Source organism: Pseudoruminococcus sp. (assembly GCF_047012705.1).
Lineage (GTDB): Bacteria > Bacillota > Clostridia > Oscillospirales > Acutalibacteraceae > Pseudoruminococcus.
The window spans coordinates 193,597-219,868 of sequence record NZ_JBKXNW010000004.1; the positions used below are offsets into that span (position 1 = coordinate 193,597).

Below are 26,272 nucleotides of genomic sequence, written 5' to 3' on the forward strand. Positions count from 1 at the left end.
ATTCACCGCTTACGCTGATGAAGGGTGATAAGGCTGTCGATTCCATCAAGCATCTCTGCAATTTTCGTCTGTTCCTGCACGGATGGGAGCATTACCTCGGTCTTCAAGATGTTGTCATTGTAAAGCCTCTTAATAGTACTGCCTTCAATCCCGGCCCATTCTACTACCGAGTAGAGGTGTCTAAGAAATGGATTGATGATGCTCTTATCGTGCTTTAGCCAGACGATGTTGGAATCCTGAAAATACTCATTTTCCCCAGTAAATTCAACGGTTCTGCCTATGCTGCCGGATGCCGAAATCAGGATATCTCCTTTATCTGGATACGGATATTTCGCCTTAAACTCTTCGAAGAGCTCACGAGTAATGAAAGCATCCGGTTCACCGCCAAATGTTCCGATTTTGAAAAATGGAATTTCACCAGACTCTGAAGTCTGATGTTTGAAAATCCTTCTGCACATTGCGACTGAGCCGATGTCACCCAACTTACGCTGTTCCCAAGTGTTCGTTAACTATACATGGTTGACTCAAACTGATATACTATAAAATAAGCATTAGATGGATTATATCCGATAGAATTCATCGACGAATGAGGGAGAGTTTGATAATGGATAACATTGGAACATTTGATTGGGTCGACTTTTATAAGGAGCTGGCCGGAAAGCTATTGCAATACAAGGACAACCGTCCTGCGTTAGTCGAACAGATTCGGAAGATTTATGAGATGACAGGGATTAATCTTCCTACCCTCGAAAAAGATAATCAGATAGTAGATATTGATCCGTTTACTTTCTTTGGCCTCTTTAACAAGAAACTTACGGACGCTAACCGTCTTGCTATTTTACAAGCGATTGCTTCCCTGTTCGATATTAAAGAGCCTGTTCCAACAGCTTTTGACAGTATTCCTGTCCTTAATCCTCAGAATGCAACATTCTATTATTTTCTCCCTGATCGCGGAGAGAATGACATCCCTGACCTGTGGGGTCTGTTTGAGGCTGCATTAGTTTATTCTAGTAATCCGACTCCGGAAAATAGAGAGACCGTATCCCGCTTCTTTGATCTTGCTATTAACAAGAAGGGCAATGGTAATAGTAAGATCACGATGGGATTGTACTGGATTGCTCCAAACTCCTTCCTGAATTTGGATAGCCGGAATGAATGGTATATCTATCGATCTGGTAAGATTCCGGCAGATGTCGTACAGGGGCTTCCAGCAATTGAGGCGAAGATTGCTGCAAGTAAGTACTTCGATATTGTAGAAAAACTCCGCAATTACTTACAGAGTGAAGCCTCTAGCCTTAAAGACTTCAAGGACTTGAGTTTTGAGGCATGGCGCTACTCTGAAGAGGTGAATGAGGAGCAGCGAGCTGCGGCTAAAGCGGAAAGCGAAAAAGGTGCGGCAGTTGCAGATGAAGATGTGGAAACTACCCATTACTGGATTTATTCGCCGGGCGATGGAGCAGCCTATTGGAATCAGTTCTATGAAGCCGGTATCATGGCGATTGGCTGGGATATCGGTAATCTGAAGGACTATTCCAGTAAGGAACAGATGAAACAGACCATGAAGGATCGTTTCGATCCGAGCCTGTCTTACAAGAATGCTGCTCATGCTACTTGGCAATTCGCAAATGAGATGAAGCCGGGGGACATTGTATTTGTAAAGAAAGGCATGCATCTGGTAGTAGGTCGCGGCGTCGTTGACTCTGACTATTATTATGACGAGAGTCAATCGGATTTCAGGAATGTCCGCAAGGTGAAATGGACACATAAAGGCGAATGGCAACACCCTGGTCAGGCCGTCATGAAGACGCTGACGGATATTACCCAATACAGTGAGTATGTAGAAAAGCTCAATGCACTGTTCGAGAGCGAAGTAGATGATGACGTTGAGGAAAAGGAAGTAAGTTATCCGGCATATGATGCTGACCAGTTCCTCGAAGACGTCTATATGAGCAAAGCGGATTATGATACGCTCGTTTCCCTCGTTGCGCACAAAAAGAACGTGATACTGCAAGGAGCGCCGGGCGTCGGTAAAACCTATGCGGCTCAACGACTTGCTTATTCCATCATGGGCGTGAAAGATAAAGAGCGCGTAATGATGGTTCAGTTCCATCAGAGCTATTCCTATGAAGATTTCATTATGGGCTATCGTCCGACGGAAAACGGTTTTGAGCGTAAAGCTGGCGCATTCTATAACTTCTGCAAGAAAGCGGAAGTCGATAGCGATAATGATTACTTCTTTATCATTGACGAAATCAATCGTGGTAATTTGAGTAAAATCTTCGGCGAGCTGTTTATGCTGATTGAAAACGACAAGCGCGGCATCGGTCTTCAGCTTCTATACTCTAATGAGAAGTTCTCGGTTCCTGAAAACGTGTATATCATCGGCATGATGAACACTGCCGACCGTAGCCTTGCGATGCTGGACTATGCACTTCGTCGCCGTTTTGCATTTTATGAGATGAAGCCTGGATTTGAGACTAAAGGATTTAGGGATTATCAGGAAGGTCTATCAAACTTGAAATTCGATCGATTAATTGCCACCGTGCAGACTCTCAATGAGGCTATTGCAGCCGACGAATCTCTTGGTGAGGGCTTCTGCATTGGGCACAGTTATTTCTGCAATCTAAAGGAAGTTACCGATCAGGCTCTGTCTGAAATCGTAGAGTTTGAACTTATTCCGCTACTTAAAGAGTACTGGTTTGATGAGCCGACAAAAGTAAAGAGCTGGGTCAATCACCTAAGGAGTGCTATTAATTGATACCGATTAAAAACATCTTCTATATGCTCTCATATGCCTTTCAGGTGTTAAATGAGCAAGGCTTCAAGAGTATAGAGACCGAAGAATTCGAAAATGTAGCTGATCTCTGTGCGGCTATTCTTGCCAAGGGTGTATCGAAACAGTTAAAACAAGGCTTGGGGCGAGAATACATAGAGCATTCTGAGCAGTTGTCTGCTTTGCGTGGGCGGATTGAGATTACGGAATCCGTCAAGGCTCGTACTATGCTCAAACGTCAGATGGTCTGCACTTACGACGAGTTCTCTACGAATTCCTATATGAACCGAATAATCAAGACTACAATGGAGCTCTTGATTCGTTCGGATATCTCGAGAGTTAGAAAGAAGGAGCTCAAGAAGCTGTTGGTTTTCTTCGGTGAGGTGGATACGCTTGATCCACATCTGATTAATTGGAACCAGCAATATAACCGAAATAACCAGACATATCGAATGCTTATCTCGATCTGTTATTTAGTAATAAAGGGGCTGCTCCAGACGAATTCTGATGGCTCCGTTAAGCTGATGGATTTTATCGATGAGCAGCGGATGTGCCGGCTGTATGAGAAATTTATATTGGAGTACTTCAAAAAAGAGTACCCACAGATAAAAGCTAGCGCATCGCAAATTCCGTGGATCGTAGATGATGGCGTGCTCGAAATGTTACCTATCATGCAGAGCGATGTCATGCTCGAGTATGGCAATAAAGTTTTGATTATTGATGCGAAGTATTATGCTCACAACATGCAGGTGCAGTACGATGCATATTCGGTTCATTCCGGAAACCTATATCAGATTTTCACTTACGTGAAAAACAAGACTGCAGAATTGAATGATCCCGAGAAGGCTGTTTCTGGTATGCTTCTGTATGCTAAGACGGATGAGATGACTCAGCCTAACGGAACCTATAAGATGACCGGTAACACGATAAGCGTCGGTACGCTGGATCTTAATTGTGATTTCTCGGAGATATCCACACAGCTTAATTCTGTCGCAGAGCGGTATCTAGGCGTGTCAGCCTAATAATAAAAATATTGAATTCATGCTTTCTTTGTTTCTCGATTCGCGTTATCGTTTGTCGGTAAACTAAACAGGAGATCTATCATGATCGAGAAAATTGTATGGTGGGTTGATGCGATATGGGGACGATATAAGTTGATTAGGAAAATGAAGAAAATGTAACAAAAGAAGCTCGCTTGGTAGCGAGTTTCTTTGTTAGGAAAGGAAATGGTTTTCTTTTTTTATGTCAGCTTAAATTGTTGAGCTCACTGTCGTGCGCCGCATTTTGGGCAGAATTTGTCGTCGTTACTTATTGCTTTTTTGCAGTTTTGGCATTTCTTGCTATCTGCCTTATCAGGAGTGCTTTCGGGTAAGCTGAGAGGCGTTTTAGCTTTTTTGTAAATATAGATGGCAGATGCACCAAGTAGCGTTATAATGCCTTTCGCCATGCTGAGCAATCCTAGCAATGCCAATACGTTTGTAGGTGAACTTCCGCCAATAGCAAATCCAATCATGGTAACTGCAAATCCGCCCAACAATTCACCTAGGCCCTTAGGAAATGAAAAGCGATCGTCGAGACTTTTCTTTTTTGGTTTAATGGAGGCTTCTGTATCTACGGTTTCTTCTATTTTTTGACTTTTTTTGAATGATGTCGGTTTTATTTCCTCAAATGATACAGGAAGATCTTCATAGTTATCTTCATTTGCTTCCAGCTTTTTATTGGATTGCGTGGCCATATTGCCATTATAACATGAGGTGTTTTACTAGTGGTTGATTACTTCTTTTGATACTCCCAGCTCCTCCGGATATAAACATTATTATCTTTAAGGATTTGTCGAACCGTTCCCTCGTTGATGCCTACAATTGCTCCGACTTCCTTCGGCGTTTTCATTTCAGCATATAATTCAACTACTTTTTTGACAAGTTCTGGCTTTTTGGATGCTAGATGAGTTACTTCTACGCCATTACGTTTTAATACTGCACTTATGGTACTTCTATGGCACTCAAAGTCTTTAGCTAGCTTATATACGGAGTCTCCTGACTGATATCTCTTACATACCGTTTGGACTTCAATCTTCGATAGAGTCTTTTGCTTTTGGCGGATACGGCATACTTCGGTCTCGCCATAGACATTTTGGCGTTTTGGTGATATATTATCTGCAGTTGGCAGGTTTGATTTTTTGACAGAATCGCCTGAATTAGCGCCAAAACTAAGTGGATTAAGCTTTTCTTTGAACTTCTTTATCTGTAAAAAGGGGTTTGAATAAAGTTGCGATAGGTCCACCAAAAGTACCTTACTCAAACTATTATGCCTAAAAAAATATCCATCGTTTGAGTAAGTTGACATATTTGATGGATTTTCAACGTCAGAAAGGCCACATTCAAGAAATTCTTGGATGTGGCCTTTTGCTATAGTTAAAAAATTGCCAATTCTGTTCGAAGATTTGTTCTTGTTGATTCGGGCAATATCGTCCTTGATTGGTTCCAGGAGCTTGTCGAAAGGAGGTCTAAATGAGAATTCTATATCCAGATCAACTTCGTCATTGCTGATTATGTAAAATTTTTCGAAGATTGCCTGATTCATTAATCTCTTAATAGTGTGACTTGCGTTGCGATATGCCTCCCCACAATTCTCGACAATATCAAGCGTTAATTTGAGATTGTTCCTGATCTGCTTAAATGTCATATTATGCATTTTGAGCTCATGGTCGATAGCTGCAAGCTCCTTTGCGATTTTCTGTTGTTCCGATTTAAGCAGATCGAGCGGAATTGCATCGCTATAATGAGCCTCAAGTAGTTTCTTTCGTTTGTTCTCTAGCTGAGCCTTTTGGCCTTTCAGGCCATCTAGCTCTTTGTCGTATTTTTCTTTTTCTTTAGCAATGACTTCCTGAATCCGCGATTCTAATATCTCACGTACACATGACGGTAGTTGGTACGAATCATAAATCTTTTCAATTTCCTTCTCGACAACACTTATTAATACGGAGTGAGTTTTGCAATCCTTTCTGCGACCGCTATGGCGACCGGCACAGTAGAAATACGGATACACCATCCCATTCTTTTTTGTTACGTTTGTTACAAGCATTCGCTCCCCACAATAGGCGCAGTAAACACTGCCTTTTAGGAAGTGAGGATGTTTTAAGTTTCGCTCACCATTTAGTCTCGAAGCGAGAATTGACTGGACTTTATCCCATGTTTCTTCGCTTACGAGAGCCTCGTGACTACCCTGGTATTCAATGCCTTTATATTTTATAACCCCTTTGTAATACGGATTAACTAGAACCTTGTGTAGCGTTTTAAGGTTTACGGGCTGTGATGGGATTTTGGGGGTTGCCCTGGTATTTAGCCCGCAAGCAGCTAAGTGATCAGCCAAATCAGCGACCGTCCATTCTCCAGTTGCATATTGTTCAAATGCTAACTTAATGAGTGGGGCGCGTTCTGGATCTGTGATAACCGTTCGCTCCTCACGGCCTTTATCATCGACATAGCGAACGTTTTGATATCCAATCGGAGCACGTCCGACTGTGCCGCCACTCTTAATTTTTTCACCCATGCCTTTCTTGACTTCAGTTGCTAGATTTTGTGAATAGAATTCAGCGATGGAACTCATGATGCCATGAAGTAGCATGCCAGCTGGAGTATCATCGATGCTTTCTGATGCAGATACGAGTTGAACGCCGCACTCACGCAATACGCGCATAATGTCGCTGTCGTCGTCACGATTGCGTGCGAGACGATCGACCTTATGTACGATTACGTAATCAACGCGATCGGCATTTTCTTTGACATATTCAAGCATCGCCTGAAGCTGCGGACGATCAGCGGATTTGGCGGATGCGCCACGATCGACAAATTCCTTGCCGACTATTGCGCCTAATGTAGCAGCCTTCTTTTTATTTGCTTCACGTTGCGCCGGGATCGAAAAACCTTCGTCGTGGCCGCCGCCACGTTCAGCTTGTCCGCGAGTAGATACGCGGAGATAGGATACAGCAAATTTTGGCGTCATGGAGCCCATGAGAGCCTGTGCGGTATCTAGCATAGTTGAATTGCTCATAGAACGTTACCTCCTTTCATAGGTCGTCATCGCATGATAGCTCTCTTCTCGAGAGAAAGCCAGTCATTCTGCGGAGAATTAATAGTTTATTATCTTGTTCGGGTTTGTCATGAAAAAAGCCAGTCCCAGCCGGGGCTGGCTTTATAGTTGAGGTCACAGTTTCCTTATATGATCTACCCGATATGCGACTCCAAGGCTGGAACCGCAATCCCAGGCAACGTGGATAGTACCGATATCATCAACGAAGATGACGGTACCTTGATCGCCCGTTTTGAGCGTTGAGTACGGATCGTCCATGTAGATCAATTCTACGCGAGTTCCTTTCGGATACCTGCCGCGTAAGTTTTCAATCGTTGCACGATCCGGAATATTGTTATTCCTCATTTGTTTCCACCCCCATTTCATCAGGCGTTGTCCTTTCTGGCGCATGGCCACTTTTCCAGCTGCAATTACCAGACAGTTCCCGTAAGAGAATCTTTCTGGCCCGCTTATACTCATTTCCAACGAATCCGAGACGAACCAGAAACAGGCGCATGGCATATTTCAAGTTTTCTTGAGGTTTTTCGGTTGGAGAAATACGTTTCTGTTCACGAGCTGCTTTGCCAAGAGCCGCGATGAGCTTGTTGTAAGCATCGGCTTCTCCGTCTGCTCCGCTGAGTGTAAACCAAGGGAAATAGACCTTTTCATCGGTCGTTTCGATCTGAAGGTCCCTTGCTCCGAGAGCAGTCTTCAGGATGGTTTCCTTGGATTTAACGAGATTGCGAAGACGGGCGAGAGATTTATCATCGAACATGGAACGAGGCAGCGACACAACATAAAGCATCAAATTGGTGCCAGTATGTTCAAAGCCGCGTTCTCTAAGTTTCAGCATAATCTGCTGGGCGATTTCTTTTGTACAGCACTCAGGGCAAATAATCGCACCAATTTGGGTGACAATATAATTGCCGACCTGATAGCTGAAAGTGGGGGCTCCGAGATATTTCGGTTCCCAAAGTAGAATCTCGCCAAGTGCTTTGACTAAGTCTTTGCGACGTTGACCTTCCAAATCGTAGTAGATACGAATGGACGGGCCTTCATCAATGAAGCCTTTCATTCTTTATCCCTCCCATCTATTTCATAGAGTAAGATTTCCAACGCAATTTCAGCAGCTTTATGTGTCGGGCGAATATCCCAGCCGCGATCATAATTACATACGATCTCATCGTTGATCTTCATCATTACTTTTGAGATGCGCCCATTATTAATGCCGTACTTGCTAGGGTTTTTATAATGTTTAACCCAATAGTGCACGAAGACTGGTTTACCCATGACATCTTTCGGTATGCCGATAATGCCTTCTGACCACATGTTTTGCCTCCTTTCAACTTGAACCGAGGTTATCATCCTCGAAGCTAACGTATTCATCGCTCTGATCCCGAATAGATGCAAGTACGAATCTGCAGAAATTGCGGATTCCGCCGTTGCGCCTATATGTCCGGTAAAGAGCGTTTGTATCGGCTTCGTCGGGAACATAGAACCTGCGGATGTTTAGGAGAGAGTCTCTCTTAAATAGTTCAATCCATGCCATCGTCATCATCCTCCATCGGAGCTTCACCGGTCATAATGAAATTCCAGTACTCACGGCTGTTCTCCTCGATATAGATGACGAGTTCGAAGTAGTTCTCGCGATTGGCGATCCACTGTACGGCACGGGTATCAAGCATGTTGGTTTCACCGGAATCCCGGATAGCCAGAATCTGTTCTTTGATCTTTTTAGTCATCATGTTAGAAAATCTCCTTTCTGATTTTTTCAGCGTTTTCTCGATCAATTTCGCTATAGATTGCGATCTGCATCATATTAATCACGCGGCGGACGTCCATGTGATGGTCGTCACACCAAGAGTGGATAATGGCGCAGAAAAAGCTCGTGAAACATTCAAGTGACAGTGCCAGGAACTTGGGATAGCTCTCGTCCATTAGAGAGAACATAGCCTCCAACTCGGGCATTTCGGTAAATGGGATGACATTGATCCGGGCATTGAACAGTTTGTTATCGGGTGTATTATCCATAGATTCTTTCTCCTTTCATGTTTTCCGCGACTGCTTGGTGAAGCAGTTTAGGATCGAAGCCGGCGGAAACATATCCTTCACGGATGGTGTCAAAGTATGACTGTGACGGGTATCCGTATGGGTGCTGTTCTCCGTTCATGATATAGATCATGGCCGGGTGCTTTTTCCTGCCGAGCTTAATACGAAGTGTCTCTTTCCGGTAAAGCCGAGGATAGCCCTCATAGAGGTCCAGATTCGCCTCGTCTTGCGACTTGAGCTCCCAGATAAGGATTGGTACCAAATCGTCGGGAGAAGGTTCCACGGTGGCCACAGAGCCATACGAGCCGCCTCTAAAGCGGAGTCTGTAGCCTTCGAGCCAACCGCTCGAAACAACTTTTGCCGTCGGGCAGCGGCGAGCCATCTGTTCGATGTTCATATTCGATCCATAAGCGACATATAGTCCAGCATGTTTACACATAGCATTTCCTCCTTATCCGCGGCGGATCAGACCGCCGTTTTTTGAACGCTCAACTACGATGCTTCCCATATCTGAACAGCTGGGATAATCTCGATTTAAAGTCAAGGTCATTACGTACCAGTCTTTAAGTTCTTCTCTTGCAAACTCCCATTCGTCAGAATAGTTGTCCATGAAAAGAAGAGAGTCCAGCTGCCCATAGGTTGAAGGCGTGCGGACGACGAAATAAACAAGATTGTCCCATTCCTGCTCAAAACGATGAATTTCTTCCAACAGTTCGGGATCATCAAGAGGAACAAAAGCTCCCGAGATACCAGAGCAGGCTGAAACAATACCTTGATCTTTAAACTTTTGAATAACATCCGGGTTAATGCCGAGGATGTTCATCCAGCGAATAGCTTCTGCTTTCTTAGTTTCATAATCAATCTTCGGCATAACTGCCTCCTTCCTGTGCTTCAGTTGCGGGTTTCTTGCGACGGCTATGACAGTTTTCTTTTGAGCCATAACGCCAAGCGGCGTTGCCGTCGAGATGTTCATAGAGATGCTTACGACAGGATTTGAATTCTTCACCGATGAAGCCAATCCGATTCAGATAGACTCGCATGGCGAATTTTTCGTTCTCCTCCTGTACTTTGCGGTAACTGGCGCTTTTTTGTGTAAGTGCCTGATGGTTCATAGCCAAGGCAAATACGATGTATGCACGGACTTTACCGGCATGGAGCGCGCTGTTAAAACCGCGAAGTTCAATCGTGTGGTTTCCATGAAAGAAACAATGCAGATTGAGAAAATGGTAACGGCTGTCATGGTAGTGACCATTACGGTTTCCGCCATAACCGGCGTACCAAATCTCTTCAAGCTGTGCGAATGTTCGTGGTTTCTTTTGGTTCATGCGTTCTACCAAGTAGGCATCCATCTTTTTGCAATACCGCATACGCTCATCCTCAATTTGAAGTGCTTTATAGAACAGATCATTGCGGCTGGCGATGAGGTTAATGAAATTACGGATGGATCTCGGAGTGTGTGCAGAACCATCGAGATGGATATGGATACCACAGGAATTGTTTGTGAGGCCGCCAGCTTTACGCAGGCGACGTACAATGTCCTGCAGGGATCCAATATCTTCACGATAAGTAAGAATTGGGCTGACGAGCTCACATGCATACAGTGAGCTGCACGGAATGTTCGTACCATTGACGCGGTGACGACAAGTGATACTGCTATCGAACATGACTTTCCAGGTGCGCCCGTCCGGAGCTTTGATAATGTGAGTGTCGTAATAATCCCCGGCGAGAGTAGCCTCTCCTCCGAGATAATTTGACACCACCTCCGCAGCTTTTGAACGAGTGATCCCGGTAAATTCAATTTCGATACCGAATTTACTGGATAACATTCTGCTTTGAACCTCCTTCAAAATTGATGTGTTGTACACGATTCTGAAAGAGGCTCTGCGGTACACGCAGAGTTCTTTCTGCGTGTACCAAGCCTGAGAAAAAGGGGTGATTTTAAGGTGCTTTCGCGGCATAGGCCACGAACTACTATTTGATGCGACAGTTAAACTGCCGTGATGAGAGACTTGGGGTAAATCCTCCTTTCGGGTTGTCTCTCTTTAAGGTTCGACCGCCTGTAACGGCGATGAATCTGTGTACCAGATTCTCGCAAGGAACCAACCAGGGCGGTATGCTATATGATTGGTTCCAGAACGAGAAGCTGATGAAGTTTTTATTCTGGGTCTGATGGATCTGTTTCTTTTTCCTGATCAGACTGTTTCTCTGGGGCGAGGCTTTTTGCAATCTCAATGAGTGCCTGACAGAGTTTGTCTATATCTATCTGTTCGCGGAACTCGGGGATAACGCGAACATTATCTGAACGCATTTTCCGACCTCGAGTTTCTTCTTTGTTCACGTTATCCTACTTTCCGTTGTTAATGTTCTGGCTTAAAGGTCTGGAACATGTAAGCCAGACTATGTAATTCTTGCTAATGCATAGAACCGTCAAGTTTTTTGTGTTTTGTTTTTCTTTTGATCTTTGAGCTTATTTATTTTTTCACAGCAGATTTGCAGTCCTATGGCGAATTCTTTAACCGGCTCCGTCATGCTTTCCGGTGTTGCTCCGTGCTCAATAGCCGCGTCTATAAGCCGCATGACACGCTCAGTGTCTTCGTCAAGAAGTTTGAGTGCCGCATCGAATGACTCATAGATTTCGGTGAGCTCAATCAGGTTCCAGTCAATTTCAGTCGTCATTTCCGTCCTCCTGTTTATCTATTTCACTGAGTACCTCATCAAAGGTTTTTGGTGTGCCAATGACTTGATACAGCAGCTCTACGGCAATCGGACGTATCTCCCGGCGAAGCTCAAGTTCTTCAGTCGGACTGTTTTCTCTGGCAATATGGATGAGTTTTGTAATAGCCCAGACGTCGGTTTTAAGCATTCGCATCGTTAGCTTTTTATCGCTTTTGAATTCTTCGAGAGAGAACTGTTTCTTTTGTTCGATCATAAATATCCTTTCGGATTAAAGTTAATAAAATACAAAGAGCGGACGTGCCATGCATCATGAAGTCCTACACAGCTGGCTTACATGTGCCAGACCTTTAAACCAGAGCAGCTTAGGTCTGATATAGAGGGGCGCATCGGTTAGTGTTCGTTTGCGGTAGTTCCAGAAATGGATTTTTTGAGCTGCTGGAGTTCTGAGATATATAGATCGATCTGCTTTAACAGGAGATCGTCGCAGGACCCGCCGAAGCGGCTGGCATAGAATCTCAGATCCTCCATTTTGGAAACCGCTTCATCGAAGAAGATTTTGTTCTTCTCCAGAGTCTGTTTTGCCATGTTCTTTAAGTCGTTTGCTGCGGCCATAAGTCTTCCTCCTATTCTTTGTCTTTAGAGAATGCATCCCGGTGATAGAGATACAAGAAGTTGGCGAGGTAGAAAGCAATCTCATCACGAATCAATTGCTTTGCCTCCGGGCTTTGTTCCTCGGCTTTATCGAGAAGTGTTTTGATATCCTCATAGCAGGCATGGAACTTAAGTGTAGCTTCATCGATGCCATCGAAAAAATATGAGGGTATATAGGTCTTCTTAGTCATATAGTCCTTTCGATTAGAGTTAATGTAGTTGCTTTTTGGAAGCACCATGAGTTACCAGGTGTTCGAATTCGTCTGGAGTGATCACGACGAACAGCTTCGGAGCTTTCATGAAACGTTCAGTAAGGCCGTCTAGGATCTTTTGCTTGCGGTTCTCGTCTGGAACAATCCAGACCGTGATCGGAAAGACTTCATGCTGCCGCTGTTCGATGCCAGTACGAAAGTACTGATGATAGCGAGCGCATTTGTCTATCACGACCGGCAAAGCTTCAGTGTTCAAATCCATTTCAATGAACCATCTGTCCTCGTAACCGCCGTTATATGTAACGACAAAGAGGTCCGGTTTCATCTGAAGGTCGTGCCCGCTGTCCGTAAATGGACGCCAACAATCCGGTTCCCATTCCACAGTGTTCAGCACAAGACTTTTGTTCCTGCGAGAGATTTCAACTAATTGCACATAGGTTTCTGCGATAGCGATTGTGTGCTTCATGTGGATGTAGGATGGTTCAAGATGGCGTTTAGCTCGACCGACGGTGTAGGCATAACTCCTGAGATCAAGTAGACGATAACCTGCCTCAGTGAGATGCCAAACATAAGATGCTGACCCGGCGTGGATGCCACCGATGCGGCGCTTAAAAGTTGCTACTAGTCCATGACCTTTCAGTTTACTCATGTTCTTTGTGGTAGCGCGCATGGCGGCAGATGGAGTAGAAGCCTCAGGGATATGTAGGCGTTGGATCTGTCCGGTCATCAGGTACTTAGCTTGACGAAGAGAGATCAGGATCTCAAAGTCTCGTTCGCTTAAGTGGTCGATGAGCTCCAGCAGTTGATTCTTACTGCGCCTGCCGGGAGTTGCCTCCTCCGGGATGGGGAGAGATTCCGCTAGAATGCGGTAATCGTCTTTTCCGTTAAAGCTCATGTTTGCCGGAAAACGGCGGCTTTCAGGGGTCGTTTGAACGATGCGGTCGGTCGGGCGACCGGAACTCATAGTTTCCTCCGACCAATAGCGGAATCATCGAAGTCTGACGGTGGTTCGGCCTCGGTATTTTTGAGTAGTTTAAGGAAATCCCGATCAACAGTTTCCGCCGGTACGCCATAGGTTGCCTGACATAAAGCTCTAAGTTCGGCTGGGTCACGAAGGCTTCGAGGAAGCTTTGAAGTGACTCCACGAATCCATCCGGTGGCCTTGCCCTCGGACATAAAATTCGTATAAATCTCATAGCGAGGTAAGGTCATAAAGTCCAGTGCGTCGAGCTCTGGGGCCTGAGCTGCCAGTTCTTTTGCGTCGCCAGCGTTAAGACCAAAGGCAATTTTGTTCCTGGCATTTGCATCGATACCAGCTCGAAGATCGGGTGGAAGTTGGTTGCGATACTGGTGCGCCATAGTGATGCCGACTCCCAGACCTCTGGCCTGCGCGAGCGCGTCAGAAAGATCGGTTGGCAGAGCCAAGTAGTCTTGGAGCTCGTCGATATACATAGAAATGACATGACGTTTTTCTGGTGGAATACTTGCTCTGGACAAGGCCAGTGTCCAAGTGAGGCCGACAATAAGGGAGCCAAGAAGCCGAGCGGATTCCGCACCGACCGTACCCTTGTTAAGCGGGACCAGAACAATTTTGCGTTTATACAACAGGTCTGTTAGCTGGAACTTTGGATTGCTTTGTCCGAGTACACTGCGGAGCCCCGGACGATACAGAAACTGTCTCATCTTGTTTAAGACCGGTGCGATTTCCTGCTTGCGCTCAGAGTCCTTCATTGCATCATAGTTCTTCCAGAAAGGCTTTAAGACGATCTCATCCGTAAGTTTGTCCGTAATGCTATGGCGGAACTTTTCGTCGGTCAGAAGTGCTGGCAGCCAGAGCAAAGATGCGCCTTTAGTCTGCATAAGTGTGAGTAGTGATGCGCTCAGCACGTCCTGCGTCCGGATGCCCCAGTTCTCTGCAAAGATTTCTTTAAATACTGCAAGAATTGAATCTGCAATGAGAGTGGGATCTCCAGGTAGAGACAATGGATTGAAGCCAACCGGACACAGATCTGCCGGTGAGATTACGACGACATCTTTTATACGACCTTCAGGAACACGTTCGAGAATGCTGTTTACGAGATCAGCTTTCGGATCAATAACTAAGACGCTGCGACCGGCATTGATATCTGCAAGAATAAGATGTTCCATGACGGTGCTTTTACCTGAACCGGTCGGGCCGAGGATAATAGTGTGCTCCAAGCTATCCTGACGACTGATCGAAAGTTTCTGACTCCCGATATTTATCCTGCTACGAGCGAAGGTGCGACCATGGATATCGTTAGTGGGTTCACGATACCATTTCGGCGGCAATGTGAGCTTCGGGTGCAGTCCGTTTGTGCCGGGAAATTCATCCTCGCCGTAGGGCAAGAGCATGAAGGCGGCAAGTTCTTTGACGGAAAGCCTGAGTGGAAAATGCCATGGAATGTTGACGACATTGAGGCTGTCTGGCGTGTCCGGTTTTAGGCGAATGTGAACGCCGGCCGATTCTAAAGTACGCAAAGCACTCAAGATGGAGTAGAGTCGACCTTCTGTATGCTCGCCCGAAACACCAATCCTGATGCAGGCTTCGAAACAATGCTGCTCGTTCTTTTCCTTGATGGATTTACGGGTTTCCTGCGAGGCATCCTGAACACCAAATAATGCGGTATGTAACCATGAAGCGTGCGGATCGGGAATGTTCTTCGGCGTCGACTTCGGCATGAATGACGCGCCGAGTAAGATTTGTACGACAGATTCTTCTTCGCCGTGAACATTCGCAAGAGCGGCAAGGCTGGCACGGATTGTAGCGGAAGTGACTTCAGTATTAAGCGATAAGCCTGGATGTGATACAGTAAGTTGCTTAACTGTACTTACGGGCTGACGGATATGATCTTCGGTAGGATAGAGCTGAATGTCTCCATGCACCTTGATTACGTTTTCAATTTTGCTAATATATCTAATGTCAGCACCGACAAAGTGTTTGACGTAACCTCCGTGGCTTCGCGATTCCCAAATTACTGAGCCACGGGGCGTTGTTACAGCTAAGTGAGCTAAGAGCTCATATATCTGATCCAGCTCATACGGACGCTGCCAGACCACTTCCCTCCATGCAAGTTTGTTGATAGAGTGTTTAGCCATGGTAGCCCTCCTTTCTTACCAGTTTGAGTCGTGCTTTTGTTTCCAAATGCGGTATGCAACGACTCCTGCTATTACTAGCGTACCAATAATTACGATTACTGGTAATGCTTCGACAATGTAACAGGCGGCAAGCCTGATGAGAAAAGCCGACAGCGCGATGATGATCGCGGCTTCCAAGAGTCTTTCGAGCCAATGTTTTGGTTGATAGTTCATTTATCATCACGCTCCCTCCGTAACTTTATTTGAATATTTTGGAACGGGATAATCCGGAATGATGATATCTGAATCTATCTCGTTGCCCCATGCGTCCCATCCGGGCTGACGGCGACGGGCAAACAGTTCGAGATACGGTCCCGGAGAAACACGCTCAATAATGGCGTATTGTTCTTCGGGTTTATGCGAATGATCTTGGAGTGGTGCAAACACCCAGTTCGGCTGAGCCTTAAACTTTACTGGTGCTTTTCCGCGCGTCCCAAACAGAACGACCTCGCTCGCATTTCTTAAATAGGTTCCGAGACCAAGGCGAGGTTTGATCCAGTAGAACGGTGAGCGGTAGGTAAAGCCCCAGGACTTCATGACTTCGAGTCCTTCCGGGATGAGTCCGTTGGGAACCCAGAGCCATAAATGTGCATTGTCTTCGCAGAAGTCTGCGATAGGCATGTCCTTGATTCGATCGAGAGGCATCAGATCATAATGATTGATGGCTCCGAGCCGACCCTTCTGGTTTTTATCCCAAGGCGGATCAGCGAGGATGGTTTGGTACTTTGCCATAGACAAATTTTCCTCCTTTTCGTGTTGTGTTAATGTGCGCCCCTCTTGCCGGGCATTAAAACATATTTTGCAAATTTTCCAAATGGGTTTTTGATCAAACTATTGGAGCGACCGGAACCATGCTAACAGAGGTAGAAGCCTCATTTTTTGTAGGTCCGTCGGCACTGTTGTTTTATTGACATATACCGTGTTTTATGGTTTCAAAATGGCATTTTTACACTTGTTTCAGTACTGGATTTGCCAGTGTCCCGCCCAGCCGGTAAGTGCCGCTGTCGCCGTCAGAAAGGCCCGCTGTCGCCGCAAAAGCGCTGGCGAGGTATCCTTCTATAACCGTCCGGAAAGATCGCACTGTGAGGCCGTTTTCTGCGGAAACGGAGTTAACGAGTCCTTGCATGATTGCATTGTCTATCTTTGAGAGTTTGACGCCGTACTCGAAGCCTATATGCAGTACAGTTCTGGCCAGGATCTCCAGCTTAGCGGTTTCAGACAGAGGTTGGAATTCTACAAAACAGCCGAAACGGGATGCAATCTCTGTAAGAACGCCGGTACGGACAAAGGCGGCACGAGCTTTCTCATTGTTGGAGTAGATAGCCTGAACCAACTCCGGATCGGCTGCTTTTGACTTCGCCTCATAGGACACGGCGATACCTTTCTTTGAGGCGGAGATGTCTTTAATTTCGGAATCTGCACAGAAACCAATCTTCGGAGTGGAGCTGTTCAGCTTCAGGTTGGAAGTAAAGACAAAGATACAGTGCTTGAAGTTGAACTCACGGGAACCATCATCCAGCTCCTTACGGGAGGCTAGAACACCGTCATCCAAGATAGACATGAATGCTTTTAAGATTACCGGGTGGGCTTTCTCGATCTCATCGAAGCAGTAGACCATATACGGGTTATCTACGACGGTCTCAAACACACCTTTTTCCTCGTAACCCACGTAGCCGGGTTCGGCACCAAGCAGTCGTGAGATGGTGTGACTTTCGGTAAAGGTGTTGAGCTGGGTCATAGAGTAGCCATACTCTGGGGCGCAGTATCTTTCGAGAATCCTAGCTAGTACCTTGGCGGATTCGGTTTTACCTGTTCCCGGCTGTCCATGAAGAAGAAAAGACAGCGGACGCTGTGGATCTTTCTTACACAAATGAGCATGTACCAGATGGGCAATGGTCGCAGTGGCCATGGGCTGACCACGGATGTTTTTGCGAAGTTCCTCGAGTATCGTGGACTCGTTGGGATGAGAAAAACTGTGTTCCGGGAGTTGAATTTTGAGTTTATCTATTAGATCCTCCAGACGAACAGTGTCGGCGTAGTCTTGCTCAATAGCATGTCCGTCCGAGCTGATAACGTACTGGGAGCCATTCGAGGAATAGTCCTCACTATCTCCGAAGTCATTTGGAAGGTTAGAAATAAACTGCTCAAGCTCAGGCCAGGAATCAAAAGGGACAGGATTACCAAGGGAAAGTTGGTTGAGCTTATGGCTTCTTCCTGCATAGAGAACTTCTTCTGAGAACTGGAGCGCATAACCATAGTCCGTTCTTAAAAACCTTAGATACACTTCCTCATCCATAGGAAAACAGCCCGGGAGCGAAATGCGGAGTTGAGGAAACACGTCTGATGAACAGAGATCTGCTTCCTTCTGGATCTCTGCGCTATGCTCCGCGAAGAGTTGTTTCATCTGAGGGATAGTGAGCGGGTGATTGCCATCATAGTGGATCATAGAATCACCTCCCTAATCCACGTAAGGAAGCCAGTGCCAGAAATGAACGAGATCATACCAGCTGTCGAAGATGATCATGCGATCACGAAAAAGCTGGTAGAGATTAGGGTCAGTGCCGTAGTAGTAGACGTTAGTGTCTACCATCATGGCATACTGGCCTTCATGCCCAACGAAACAAAGATCAGCGCGACGAGGCGTACAGCGAGAAGGAAGCTCCAGGGTGCGGCGAACAACCCGTCCGTCGGGGCAGCTGTCGATTTCTCGCTTCAAGGAGCGATCTGAAGTTTCCATGTTCATCTTGAATTCTGAAAGTGTGTAAGTGCGGCTACCATAAGCCGTAGCGAGCAGGTTCATAAGGTTCATGATAAATCCTCCTTTTTTGAAGAATGGAGAGAAGCCTCGGGGCCGAGGCTCCTCTGGTTTAAAGACCAAGAATTTGATCTTTGATGGGTCGACGCATCCTTTAGTGGATTGAAGTAAAGCGAGAAAAATGCTATAATATAAGCGTTTTTAGAGGTGTAGCATCTCTAACTTTTCTTCTTGGGCATAGGGTATCAAAAATTTTTCTCCGTTTATATGCAAGCGGTTTTCCTATGACTTGACTAACTATTGACTAAATTGGAGTGATACACGTGAAGGTGAAGTCCGAATTATCTTACGGCACATTCGAAAAGACCATTTACCCCTACTGCGCGGATGTTTCCGGAATACAGGAAAAAATAATCGACAGATTCAGTACTATCAATGAACCTGTCGAAACTATGACTATGGATTTTTTTGATAAATATATCCTACTCGCAGCGGGACTGGATGATGCCGACGTAGATCGCTTGCTGGAAGGTATTGTGCGCGATACAGGTGGAGTAACCTCCGCTATGCTTTCCCGATACCGTAATAGCCAGAATAGAAAAAGCATAAATGCCGGTATTGTTAGTGCATACCTAAAGGCTAATGTAGCAGAAAGAGTCGAACAGCATTTTGGTGAGTATCTAATGCCGACCCTCGTTAAGGGATGTGAAGCGGATGTGCTTTATGATCTGTGGCAGATAATTAAGACTGATGAAACGATTCCGCAGGTGTATAAGGACGAGTTCGAAATCTTAAACACTAAAGAGACTCTGGTAAAATTCTTGTCGGAAGTATATGTGTTTTCGCTTACACGATACAAGAATCCTCGAATCTTAAAGGCGGTAGTCGAGGACGAAAAACGAACAAAGATACATCCTATGGTTCAACAAGTCATACGAGATATTGCAATCCGGGGCAAAAGCGATATGTTTGTTCCCGTTCTAGATCTTTTATACCTTTGTATTAGCGATGATACTGAAGAATATGAGCGTATAGGACTTCGCTATCCTGATAGAAGAGCCTTCATTGAAGCAACGGGGGGGCTGCGTGGCACGTTAGATTCAGAACATGCATTAAAGTACAGCAGATTACTTGATACCTGTTATTTTCATGACTTGGATGAATATAGGAGGATGCGTGATAAAGGATTTGATGAGCTTCTTAAAAAGTACGGCTTTACTCGAGATCAGGTTTCTTCTGTAGAAATAGGAGATAATCCCACAGGAGTGATTGTGGTAGATGTACCCTCTGGCTCACATTACAAAATAGACCATATTCCAGTACCAAAAAATAATGATAATAGCAACTCAGATTAAAAAGGCTAAAAAGAGCCGCCTATCTATCGATAATGATCAACCAGATAGGCGGCTCAAATATTTTAGATAAATGTTCTTGAACGATAACAAATGATTGAAAAACCGGACTTGGAGTGATATAATAAGCACTAGCAGTTTACTGAATGAAATCAGAGAGGTCATGATTATGAATGTAAGCTACAAAAAACTTTGGAAGCTACTTATTGATCGAGATTTGAAAAAGAAGGATCTCGAAGAAATGGCTGGTGTGAGTCACTATGTAATAAACAAGCTTACGCACGGCGATAACGTTACAACGGATGTTTTGGGGCGAATATGCAAAGCCCTTGATTGCTCTTTGGATGACATCATGGAGTTCGTAGATGAATAATCCTGATGGCTTAATTATGATATTCTTAAAAGATACGGATGGAGGAAACATTCATGGCTGAGAAAAACAACGCCAACATCGGATTTGAGAAACAGATTTGGGATGCAGCATGCGTCCTTTGGGGTCACATTCCTGCTGCTGATTATAGAAAAGTTATTGTTGGTCTGATTTTCCTGCGCTACATTTCCAGCGCATTTGATAAACGCTATCAGGAGCTCTTAGCGGAAGGCGATGGATTCGAGGATGATCCTGACGCTTATGAAGAGGAGAATATCTTCTTTGTCCCCGAAAAGGCTCGTTGGGCAACAATTGCGACAGCTGCTCATACTCCTGAAATTGGTACAGTTATTGACGATGCTATGCGTGCTATTGAGGCCGATAATAAGAAGCTGAAAAATGTTCTTCCGAAGAATTACGGAAATCCGGATCTCGATAAACGCGTTCTTGGTAACGTTGTTGACCTCTTTACGAATATGGATATGAGCGACACGGACGGCAGTAAGGATCTGCTTGGCCGCACATACGAATACTGTATTGCGCAGTTTGCTGCAGTTGAGGGGCAAAAAGGCGGTGAGTTCTATACGCCGTCCAGCGTAGTAAAAACCCTCGTCTCCATTTTGAAGCCGTTTGATAACTGCCGCGTTTATGACAAAACAGTAGCGGGATTGATACAAAAGAAAGACTTGAAATCAGCGTAAACCGCTTGTTTTCAAGCCTTTTTTCATTTGGTTATGTTTGTATCTGTTGATGTCCGGGTGGCTGTTAAAAGTTGCTTATGGTTTGGGTGCATAAATGAACGAACTAAAAGGAGGTTCGTGTAATTATATAGGGGTTCGTTCAAGGATTTGGAGATGGTCAATCTTGTAGCAGCTTTTTTGTACTCATCAGCCCGATACCTATCGTAGAAGCATTATGTATCGTAGCTGTGAGCGTAGGCTGTGCAATTCCTGTTACACCGAGAGCGATCAATGCGCCGTTAATAGCCAGAATGGAGCGGTAATTTCTTTCGATGCGCTTCATCATAGCTAAGGCGAGCTTTCTTGCGGTGATGATTCCATTTAAGTTATCTTCTGAAATTGTAATATCGGCTATTTCTCTTGCAATAGCCGCCCCGTTTGAAATCGCAATACCCACATCAGCAGACGACAGAGCAGGGGAATCATTGATGCCGTCCCCGACCATCACAACCGTATTGCCTTTTGCTTTTTCCCGAAGTATAAACCCGGCTTTTTCTTCCGGAAGAGTTTCCGCATAAAAAGAATCGACACCGACTTTTTCGGCTATTGCTTTAGCTGTGTGTTTGCTGTCGCCTGTCATCATTACGATGTTTGTGAAGCCGCACTTCCCCAGTTCACTTACCACATTTGCAGCTTCCTCACGCAAAGGATCCTCAATACAGATCACCGCCGCAAGATAATCGTCTATTGCCATATATAATCTGGAATACTCCATAGAAATTGACAGCAGCTTCTGTTCTTCACCTAAAGGTACAGCAACACCCATATCCTCAAATATGAAATGATAGCTGCCTATCAGCACGGTTTTGCCGTCAATGGTGGATTTTATACCGTGTGCAACAACATATTCGACCTTCGTGTGCATTTCATCGTGGATAAGGTTTTTATCCTTTGCTGCACTAACAACTGCATTTGCCATAGAGTGCGGAAAATGCTCTTCAAGGCAAGCGGCGATTCTCAGCAGCTCGTCCTCGCTCATATCGCAGAGGGAAACGACCTTTCTGACCGTAGGAACTGCCTTTGTCAGCGTTCCGGTTTTATCAAATACTATCGTATCAGCAAGTGCCATTTTTTCGAGAAACTTTCCTCCCTTTACGGTTATGCCGTAATTGTTGGCTTCTCTTATAGCCGACAGAACCGTAACGGGCATTGCAAGCTTTAATGCACAGGAAAAATCCACCATAAGAACAGATAAGGCTTTTGTTATATTTCTTGTGATAAGCCAGACAAGCAGTGTCCCTGCAAATGTATACGGTACAAGCCTGTCGGCAAGATGCTCTGCCTTGCTTTCGACTTCTGATTTCAGCTTTTCCGTATCCTCTATCATAGACACGATTTTTTCGTATCTTGTAGAGCCGGCTGCACTTTTTACACAGATCGTAAGCTCACCTTCCTCAACGACTGTTCCGGCATATACGGTGCTGTCTGTGTTTTTAAGAAGGGGAGTGCTTTCTCCGGTCATAGAAGCCTGATTGACCATAGCTTCTCCGGATGTGACAACTCCGTCAAAGGGTATCATACTTCCTGTCCGGATAATGATCTCATTTCCCTCCTTTATTTCGGAGGCATTTATCAGAACGGACTGATCTTCCGTTTTCAGCCAGACTTTTCCTACATTCAACGACATACTGCCTGCTAAATCACTGACGGATTTTTTGTGTGTCCAATCCTCCAATATTTCTCCGATATCCAGAAGAAACATAACAGAGCCTGCTGTCTTATAGTCCCGCCTGAGCATAGAAACTGTAATTGCCGCTGCATCTAAAACAGGGACTTCCAATTTGCCTTTAGCAAGACACGAAATAGCTTTCCACACAAAGCAAGCTGTTTTTAATGTTAAAATGATAACACGAAGCCTGAACGGCAGCAATAATTTGTTTATAGCATGAGCAGCAGCTTTCCGAATGAGTTTGCTTTTGTATTCGGCATTAAGCTCTCTCGAAGCAGTTACTGCCGCAAGAGAGCTTTCCGGAACAATAATATCACCCAGATATAATTCTGTCAGAAAACGCAGGATATTTTTTCTGCCGCAGGTGTATTCCAGCATAAGATCGTTGGTAGGAGCATACACCTTACAGCGTTTGATAAAGTGTTTTTCAGACAAGCTGCAATAAAGTTTGTCCAGTTCTGTCAAAGTGATTTTTTGCAGGATATGAAGCCGGATACGCCCCTGTATTTCATGTTTTATCTGATATTTCATTTTGGATCACCACAAATGCAGGGGCATTATTCTGCGTCATTGTCGGATTCTTCTTCCGGTTTATTACCGCAGATCGCTGTGTCTTCCTTTTCACGCTCTGCATTGATCTGCTTTGCCTCTGCCAAAATATCCTCGGCATTTTCCTGTATCGTTGTGGCTGTTTTTGCCACACAATCCTTTGCTCTGAGAGTAGCGGCAGTGCAATGAGTATAAACCTTTTTGGCATCTCTGCTTGAAAGTATCTTTATTCCTGCTGTGCCGAACAATACCCCTCCGAAGAATAACAGAAGTGATTTGCTTAAAGTTGTCATGATTTTGTCCTCCTTATTTATGTGTATAACCTGTGATGATCGCCATCAACATACAAGCAAAAGCTGCGATTGCCCAGAATTTGTGCTGCTTCATCGGATATCATCCCTATTCATATAAAGTTTGTTAGATTGAACTAATCTGGTTAAAAGTATATAACTTTATTTTATAAATGTCAATATCTGTTTGTCCATTATATCAAGTTGCCAGCGTGACGCTGAACCCTGAATGCGGCAGTTTTTCCGTTCACCATTGATATTATAGCCTGTTGCCAACTATAATTTTACACATAGATCAAGTTGTTCTTTGACGAATCGTTTGATTTTCAGATATGATTCTTTACTCTCCGGCATCATATTCTTATACAGGACATAGGAATGAAACATATCCGGCTTTCTTTCACAGATAACAGAAATATTTGCATCCTTAAGCTTTTTTACAACTTCAAGAGTATCATCAAGAAGCATCTCGCTTTCACCGACTGCAAAAAACATGGGCGGAAATCCTTCAAAAGAAGCAAACAGCGGTGACAGATACGGAGAATTTCTGTCGGCATCTCCGATAAAGCTGTATATATCGCTCTCCATCAGCATTTGTCGTTTTTCCTCTGTCAGCTCTGCCTTTCTTTCTCCTATCTCTATATCCTTCTGATAATTCTGCATATAACTGTTTCCCGACATGGTCATATCCGTCCACGGTGACAGCAGAAACGCTCCGGCAGGCATATTTTTTCCTTTGTCACGGATCTTAAGCATCAGAGCAAGAACAAGATTTCCTCCGGATGAATCTCCTCCAATCATAATATCTTCCGGACGATATCCCTGTCTTTCTGTAAGCTCATCCCAGAGATCCACTGCTTCATCAAGCTGCACAGGATACTTGTATTCGGGAGCGGTTTTATAATCAAGCAGAACAGCGGTAATACCTTCCTCCATATCGCAAAAATCCCTGACAAAGGAATGATAGTTATTTGTAAGTCCTGCTATATAGCATCCGCCGTGGATATAAAAGAGAACCTTTCTGGTGTTTCTGCGGTCATTCCTACGTATAACATGATACGATGTGCCGTTTTCGGTCATTTTCTTTTCGAATGTATAATTCTCAGGCAGCTTTACATCCAGATATTTAGCTGCCATTTTTTTCATCTTTTTCACAGCGTCCGGATGCGCTGACGGATTGACATTTTGTGTGGCAGTCATTAAGCTGCATATTTTTCCTCTTATGGAAGCCATAAAATTTTTCCTCTTTCTATTTTTTCTTTTTCGTATTTTATTATATTATCCAAGTCCGACATCAAGAGCCATCATAAGCGTAAATCCTACTGCAAACATGATCACGCCAATGTTTGAGTGTTCGCCCTCGCTCATTTCCGGGATCAGCTCCTCCACTACAACATACATCATAGCTCCTGCCGCAAAGCTTAACAAATAAGGCATTGCAGGGACAATAAAACCCGCAAGCATGATCGTCAATACAGCACCCACAGGTTCAACGGCACCGGAAAGCACACCGTCGAGAAAAGATTTTCCTTTGCTGCGTCCCTGCGCATGAAGCGGCATTGAGATGATCGCGCCCTCCGGAAAATTCTGTATCGCTATACCAAGAGATAAAGCCAAAGCCCCTCCTGCGGTTATTTCAGCAGAACCGGAGAGGAATCCGGCATATACTACTCCGACAGCCATTCCCTCGGGAATGTTATGAAGTGTAACTGCAAGAACCATCATTGTTGTTTTTGCCAGTCTGCTTCTGGGTCCTTCCGCCTTCGTTGCATTCATGTGCAGATGCGGAATGATATGATCAAGCAGAAGCAGGAATAAAACACCTCCCCAGAAACCAATGACAGCAGGAATAAATGCAAGCTTTCCCATTGGCTCTGACTGCTCCATAGCCGGAATGAGCAGACTCCATATCGAAGCCGCTACCATGACTCCTGCCGCAAAACCTGTCAATGCTCTCTGAACCATCCGTGACAGTTCTTTTTTCATAAAAAACACGCAGGCAGCTCCTGCCGCAGTTCCTATAAACGGAATTATAATTCCTGTCAATGTATCTGTATTCATGTAAGTCTGCACCTCACAAAGAAGCTATGCATTTTGTTTCAGAAGCAGCTGTGTCCGGGCTTTTTCCCTTGTATCATCGCTTTCATCATAACCATCGTATGGAGCTTTCGGATCATGGTAACGCTTTGTAAAGGGTTTGCAAATTTCCTGTCTGTGCGCAAAGGCAAAGTCCGGATCATCTGTCCAGCCGGTATGTCCTGTTATAACTACTATGCGGTGATTCCTTGAACGGATATTTGTTTCAAGCTTTTCAAGCGAGTTGACAGAAAGCTTGTTATCCTCCGCAAGAGTGCCTAAAAAGCTGTAACCGCCGTCCGCACCGAACCATATCGTATCTCCTGTAAAGAGGTATGTGTCATCGATCAGATAGACCATATGTCCCCATGTGTGACCGGGAACTAAAATACACTCTATCTTGATGCTATCTATGTTAATGATCTCTCCGTCCTTAAGCAGCACCTTACGATTATCTGTTTTGACCATCGGCAGCTTGTACAGTCCGTGAAAGACCTTTCTTCTGACTTCACCTGTCAGATAGCGGTTTTCTATCTCTCCGATATAAACCGTTGCGTCACGAAACAACAATTCACTGTCCTGCTCCAATGCTCCCACATGATCTGTATCCTGATGAGTGATGAGAATATGCTGAATTGATGCAGGATCAATATCAAGCCATTCCATCTTTTCTGCAAGACGTTCATAGTTGTATCCGGCATCGATCATTATGGTTGTGCCATTCTTTGTATAGAAAAAAATATTGGCTACCCATTCCCGTACACAGGTCACATACTCATCTATTCTTCCTGTGTTCAGGGGCTTGAATATCGCTCTCCCACGAAACATAGCACCCATTGATTTCTTCTGATTTTCCGAATCCTTTCTTGCCATATCAGTTCTT

Annotated in this window: 31 protein-coding genes and 2 pseudogenes; 5 read left to right on the forward strand and 28 right to left on the reverse strand. The window is 44.8% G+C overall.

What is annotated here, in order from left to right; all coding sequences use genetic code 11:
• Nucleotides 1–2 precede the first annotated feature (2 nt).
• A pseudogene (locus ACLU24_RS05600) lies at nt 3–488 on the reverse strand (restriction endonuclease subunit S); the annotation flags it as partial.
• A gap of 116 nt (nt 489–604) precedes the next feature.
• Between ACLU24_RS05600 and ACLU24_RS05605 the strand changes: the two are divergent.
• On the forward strand, nt 605–2,758 hold the full coding sequence (locus ACLU24_RS05605; protein WP_412610901.1) for an AAA family ATPase: 2,154 nt from the start codon (nt 605–607) through the stop codon (nt 2,756–2,758).
• Entirely contained in the window at nt 2,755–3,795 is a 1,041-nt protein-coding gene (gene mcrC, locus ACLU24_RS05610) for a 5-methylcytosine-specific restriction endonuclease system specificity protein McrC (RefSeq protein ID WP_412610903.1), read from the forward strand. The genes ACLU24_RS05605 and mcrC overlap by 4 nt, the downstream gene beginning before the upstream one ends.
• 242 nt (nt 3,796–4,037) lie before the next feature.
• On the opposite strand, the gene ACLU24_RS05615 is transcribed toward mcrC, so the two are convergent.
• The 22 genes from ACLU24_RS05615 to ACLU24_RS05720 form a co-directional block, all read right to left on the reverse strand.
• Nucleotides 4,038–4,508: a zinc-ribbon domain-containing protein gene (locus ACLU24_RS05615; RefSeq protein ID WP_412610905.1), complete on the reverse strand. Its 471-nt coding sequence runs from the start codon at nt 4,506–4,508 to the stop codon at nt 4,038–4,040.
• Nucleotides 4,509–4,546: 38 nt separating this feature from the next.
• Nucleotides 4,547–6,826, reverse strand: a complete 2,280-nt coding sequence (locus ACLU24_RS05620) for a recombinase family protein (RefSeq protein WP_412610907.1) — start codon at nt 6,824–6,826, stop codon at nt 4,547–4,549.
• A 153-nt stretch (nt 6,827–6,979) separates the two neighbouring features.
• Complete coding sequence (locus ACLU24_RS05625) at nt 6,980–7,210, reverse strand: DUF4314 domain-containing protein (RefSeq protein WP_412610909.1); 231 nt, start codon at nt 7,208–7,210, stop codon at nt 6,980–6,982.
• Complete coding sequence (locus ACLU24_RS05630; RefSeq protein WP_412610911.1) at nt 7,200–7,919, reverse strand: virulence protein; 720 nt, start codon at nt 7,917–7,919, stop codon at nt 7,200–7,202. The genes ACLU24_RS05625 and ACLU24_RS05630 overlap by 11 nt, the downstream gene beginning before the upstream one ends.
• Nucleotides 7,916–8,173, reverse strand: coding sequence for a DUF7678 domain-containing protein (locus ACLU24_RS05635; protein ID WP_412610912.1), 258 nt, complete (start codon nt 8,171–8,173; stop codon nt 7,916–7,918). Before ACLU24_RS05635 ends, ACLU24_RS05630 begins: the two co-directional genes overlap by 4 nt.
• Before the next feature lie 13 nt (nt 8,174–8,186).
• Entirely contained in the window at nt 8,187–8,393 is a 207-nt protein-coding gene (locus tag ACLU24_RS05640) for a hypothetical protein (RefSeq protein ID WP_412610914.1), read from the reverse strand.
• Nucleotides 8,380–8,589: a DUF5049 domain-containing protein gene (locus ACLU24_RS05645; protein ID WP_412610916.1), complete on the reverse strand. Its 210-nt coding sequence runs from the start codon at nt 8,587–8,589 to the stop codon at nt 8,380–8,382. Before ACLU24_RS05645 ends, ACLU24_RS05640 begins: the two co-directional genes overlap by 14 nt.
• 1 nt (nt 8,590) lies before the next feature.
• Nucleotides 8,591–8,875: a hypothetical protein gene (locus ACLU24_RS05650; protein WP_412610918.1), complete on the reverse strand. Its 285-nt coding sequence runs from the start codon at nt 8,873–8,875 to the stop codon at nt 8,591–8,593.
• A complete protein-coding gene (locus ACLU24_RS05655; RefSeq protein ID WP_412610920.1) occupies nt 8,868–9,332 on the reverse strand; it encodes a gamma-glutamylcyclotransferase family protein in 465 nt (154 codons plus the stop codon). The genes ACLU24_RS05650 and ACLU24_RS05655 overlap by 8 nt, the downstream gene beginning before the upstream one ends.
• A 12-nt stretch (nt 9,333–9,344) precedes the next feature.
• Nucleotides 9,345–9,764 (reverse strand): hypothetical protein, encoded by a 420-nt coding sequence (locus ACLU24_RS05660; RefSeq protein WP_412610922.1) that lies wholly within the window; start codon nt 9,762–9,764, stop codon nt 9,345–9,347.
• The gene (locus ACLU24_RS05665) at nt 9,751–10,719 is read right to left on the reverse strand and encodes an amidoligase family protein (protein ID WP_412610924.1); all 969 of its coding nucleotides are present in this window, start codon (nt 10,717–10,719) and stop codon (nt 9,751–9,753) included. The genes ACLU24_RS05660 and ACLU24_RS05665 overlap by 14 nt, the downstream gene beginning before the upstream one ends.
• Nucleotides 10,720–11,048: 329 nt before the next feature.
• Complete coding sequence (locus ACLU24_RS05670; RefSeq protein ID WP_412610926.1) at nt 11,049–11,201, reverse strand: hypothetical protein; 153 nt, start codon at nt 11,199–11,201, stop codon at nt 11,049–11,051.
• Between the two features lie 119 nt (nt 11,202–11,320).
• Nucleotides 11,321–11,569, reverse strand: coding sequence for a hypothetical protein (locus ACLU24_RS05675; protein WP_412610928.1), 249 nt, complete (start codon nt 11,567–11,569; stop codon nt 11,321–11,323).
• Nucleotides 11,559–11,822 carry a hypothetical protein gene (locus ACLU24_RS05680; RefSeq protein WP_412610930.1) on the reverse strand — a complete coding sequence of 88 codons (264 nt, stop codon included), beginning with the start codon at nt 11,820–11,822 and terminating at the stop codon, nt 11,559–11,561. Before ACLU24_RS05680 ends, ACLU24_RS05675 begins: the two co-directional genes overlap by 11 nt.
• A gap of 137 nt (nt 11,823–11,959) precedes the next feature.
• Nucleotides 11,960–12,181: a hypothetical protein gene (locus ACLU24_RS05685; protein WP_412610932.1), complete on the reverse strand. Its 222-nt coding sequence runs from the start codon at nt 12,179–12,181 to the stop codon at nt 11,960–11,962.
• An 11-nt stretch (nt 12,182–12,192) separates the two neighbouring features.
• Entirely contained in the window at nt 12,193–12,411 is a 219-nt protein-coding gene (locus tag ACLU24_RS05690) for a hypothetical protein (RefSeq protein WP_412610933.1), read from the reverse strand.
• A 19-nt stretch (nt 12,412–12,430) separates the two neighbouring features.
• Nucleotides 12,431–13,396 carry a replication-relaxation family protein gene (locus ACLU24_RS05695; RefSeq protein ID WP_412610935.1) on the reverse strand — a complete coding sequence of 322 codons (966 nt, stop codon included), beginning with the start codon at nt 13,394–13,396 and terminating at the stop codon, nt 12,431–12,433.
• Nucleotides 13,393–15,549: a type IV secretory system conjugative DNA transfer family protein gene (locus ACLU24_RS05700; protein WP_412610936.1), complete on the reverse strand. Its 2,157-nt coding sequence runs from the start codon at nt 15,547–15,549 to the stop codon at nt 13,393–13,395. Before ACLU24_RS05700 ends, ACLU24_RS05695 begins: the two co-directional genes overlap by 4 nt.
• A 15-nt stretch (nt 15,550–15,564) precedes the next feature.
• Nucleotides 15,565–15,762, reverse strand: a complete 198-nt coding sequence (locus tag ACLU24_RS05705) for a hypothetical protein (protein ID WP_412610938.1) — start codon at nt 15,760–15,762, stop codon at nt 15,565–15,567.
• A gap of 6 nt (nt 15,763–15,768) precedes the next feature.
• Nucleotides 15,769–16,320: an MT-A70 family methyltransferase gene (locus ACLU24_RS05710; protein WP_412610940.1), complete on the reverse strand. Its 552-nt coding sequence runs from the start codon at nt 16,318–16,320 to the stop codon at nt 15,769–15,771.
• A gap of 214 nt (nt 16,321–16,534) precedes the next feature.
• On the reverse strand, nt 16,535–18,034 hold the full coding sequence (locus tag ACLU24_RS05715; RefSeq protein ID WP_412610942.1) for an AAA family ATPase: 1,500 nt from the start codon (nt 18,032–18,034) through the stop codon (nt 16,535–16,537).
• 12 nt (nt 18,035–18,046) lie between these two features.
• Nucleotides 18,047–18,397: a hypothetical protein gene (locus ACLU24_RS05720; protein WP_412610943.1), complete on the reverse strand. Its 351-nt coding sequence runs from the start codon at nt 18,395–18,397 to the stop codon at nt 18,047–18,049.
• A 269-nt stretch (nt 18,398–18,666) separates the two neighbouring features.
• On the opposite strand from ACLU24_RS05720, the gene ACLU24_RS05725 reads away from it, so the two are divergent.
• The 3 genes and pseudogenes from ACLU24_RS05725 to ACLU24_RS05735 all read left to right on the forward strand — a co-directional run.
• Nucleotides 18,667–19,698, forward strand: coding sequence for a hypothetical protein (locus tag ACLU24_RS05725; protein ID WP_412610944.1), 1,032 nt, complete (start codon nt 18,667–18,669; stop codon nt 19,696–19,698).
• A gap of 166 nt (nt 19,699–19,864) precedes the next feature.
• Nucleotides 19,865–20,068, forward strand: coding sequence for a helix-turn-helix domain-containing protein (locus ACLU24_RS05730; protein ID WP_412610946.1), 204 nt, complete (start codon nt 19,865–19,867; stop codon nt 20,066–20,068).
• A gap of 53 nt (nt 20,069–20,121) precedes the next feature.
• Nucleotides 20,122–20,718: pseudogene (locus ACLU24_RS05735) on the forward strand (type I restriction-modification system subunit M N-terminal domain-containing protein); the annotation flags it as partial.
• Between the two features lie 205 nt (nt 20,719–20,923).
• On the opposite strand, the gene ACLU24_RS05740 reads toward ACLU24_RS05735, so the two are convergent.
• From ACLU24_RS05740 to ACLU24_RS05760, 5 genes are all read right to left on the reverse strand, one after another.
• The gene (locus tag ACLU24_RS05740) at nt 20,924–23,005 is read right to left on the reverse strand and encodes a heavy metal translocating P-type ATPase (RefSeq protein WP_412610948.1); all 2,082 of its coding nucleotides are present in this window, start codon (nt 23,003–23,005) and stop codon (nt 20,924–20,926) included.
• A gap of 26 nt (nt 23,006–23,031) precedes the next feature.
• Nucleotides 23,032–23,316 (reverse strand): DUF6110 family protein, encoded by a 285-nt coding sequence (locus ACLU24_RS05745; RefSeq protein ID WP_412610949.1) that lies wholly within the window; start codon nt 23,314–23,316, stop codon nt 23,032–23,034.
• A 273-nt stretch (nt 23,317–23,589) separates the two neighbouring features.
• Nucleotides 23,590–24,546, reverse strand: a complete 957-nt coding sequence (locus ACLU24_RS05750; protein ID WP_412610951.1) for an alpha/beta hydrolase — start codon at nt 24,544–24,546, stop codon at nt 23,590–23,592.
• A 45-nt stretch (nt 24,547–24,591) separates the two neighbouring features.
• On the reverse strand, nt 24,592–25,374 hold the full coding sequence (locus ACLU24_RS05755) for a ZIP family metal transporter (RefSeq protein WP_412610953.1): 783 nt from the start codon (nt 25,372–25,374) through the stop codon (nt 24,592–24,594).
• A gap of 24 nt (nt 25,375–25,398) precedes the next feature.
• A complete protein-coding gene (locus ACLU24_RS05760; RefSeq protein WP_412610954.1) occupies nt 25,399–26,262 on the reverse strand; it encodes an MBL fold metallo-hydrolase in 864 nt (287 codons plus the stop codon).
• Between the last annotated feature and the right edge of the window lie 10 nt (nt 26,263–26,272).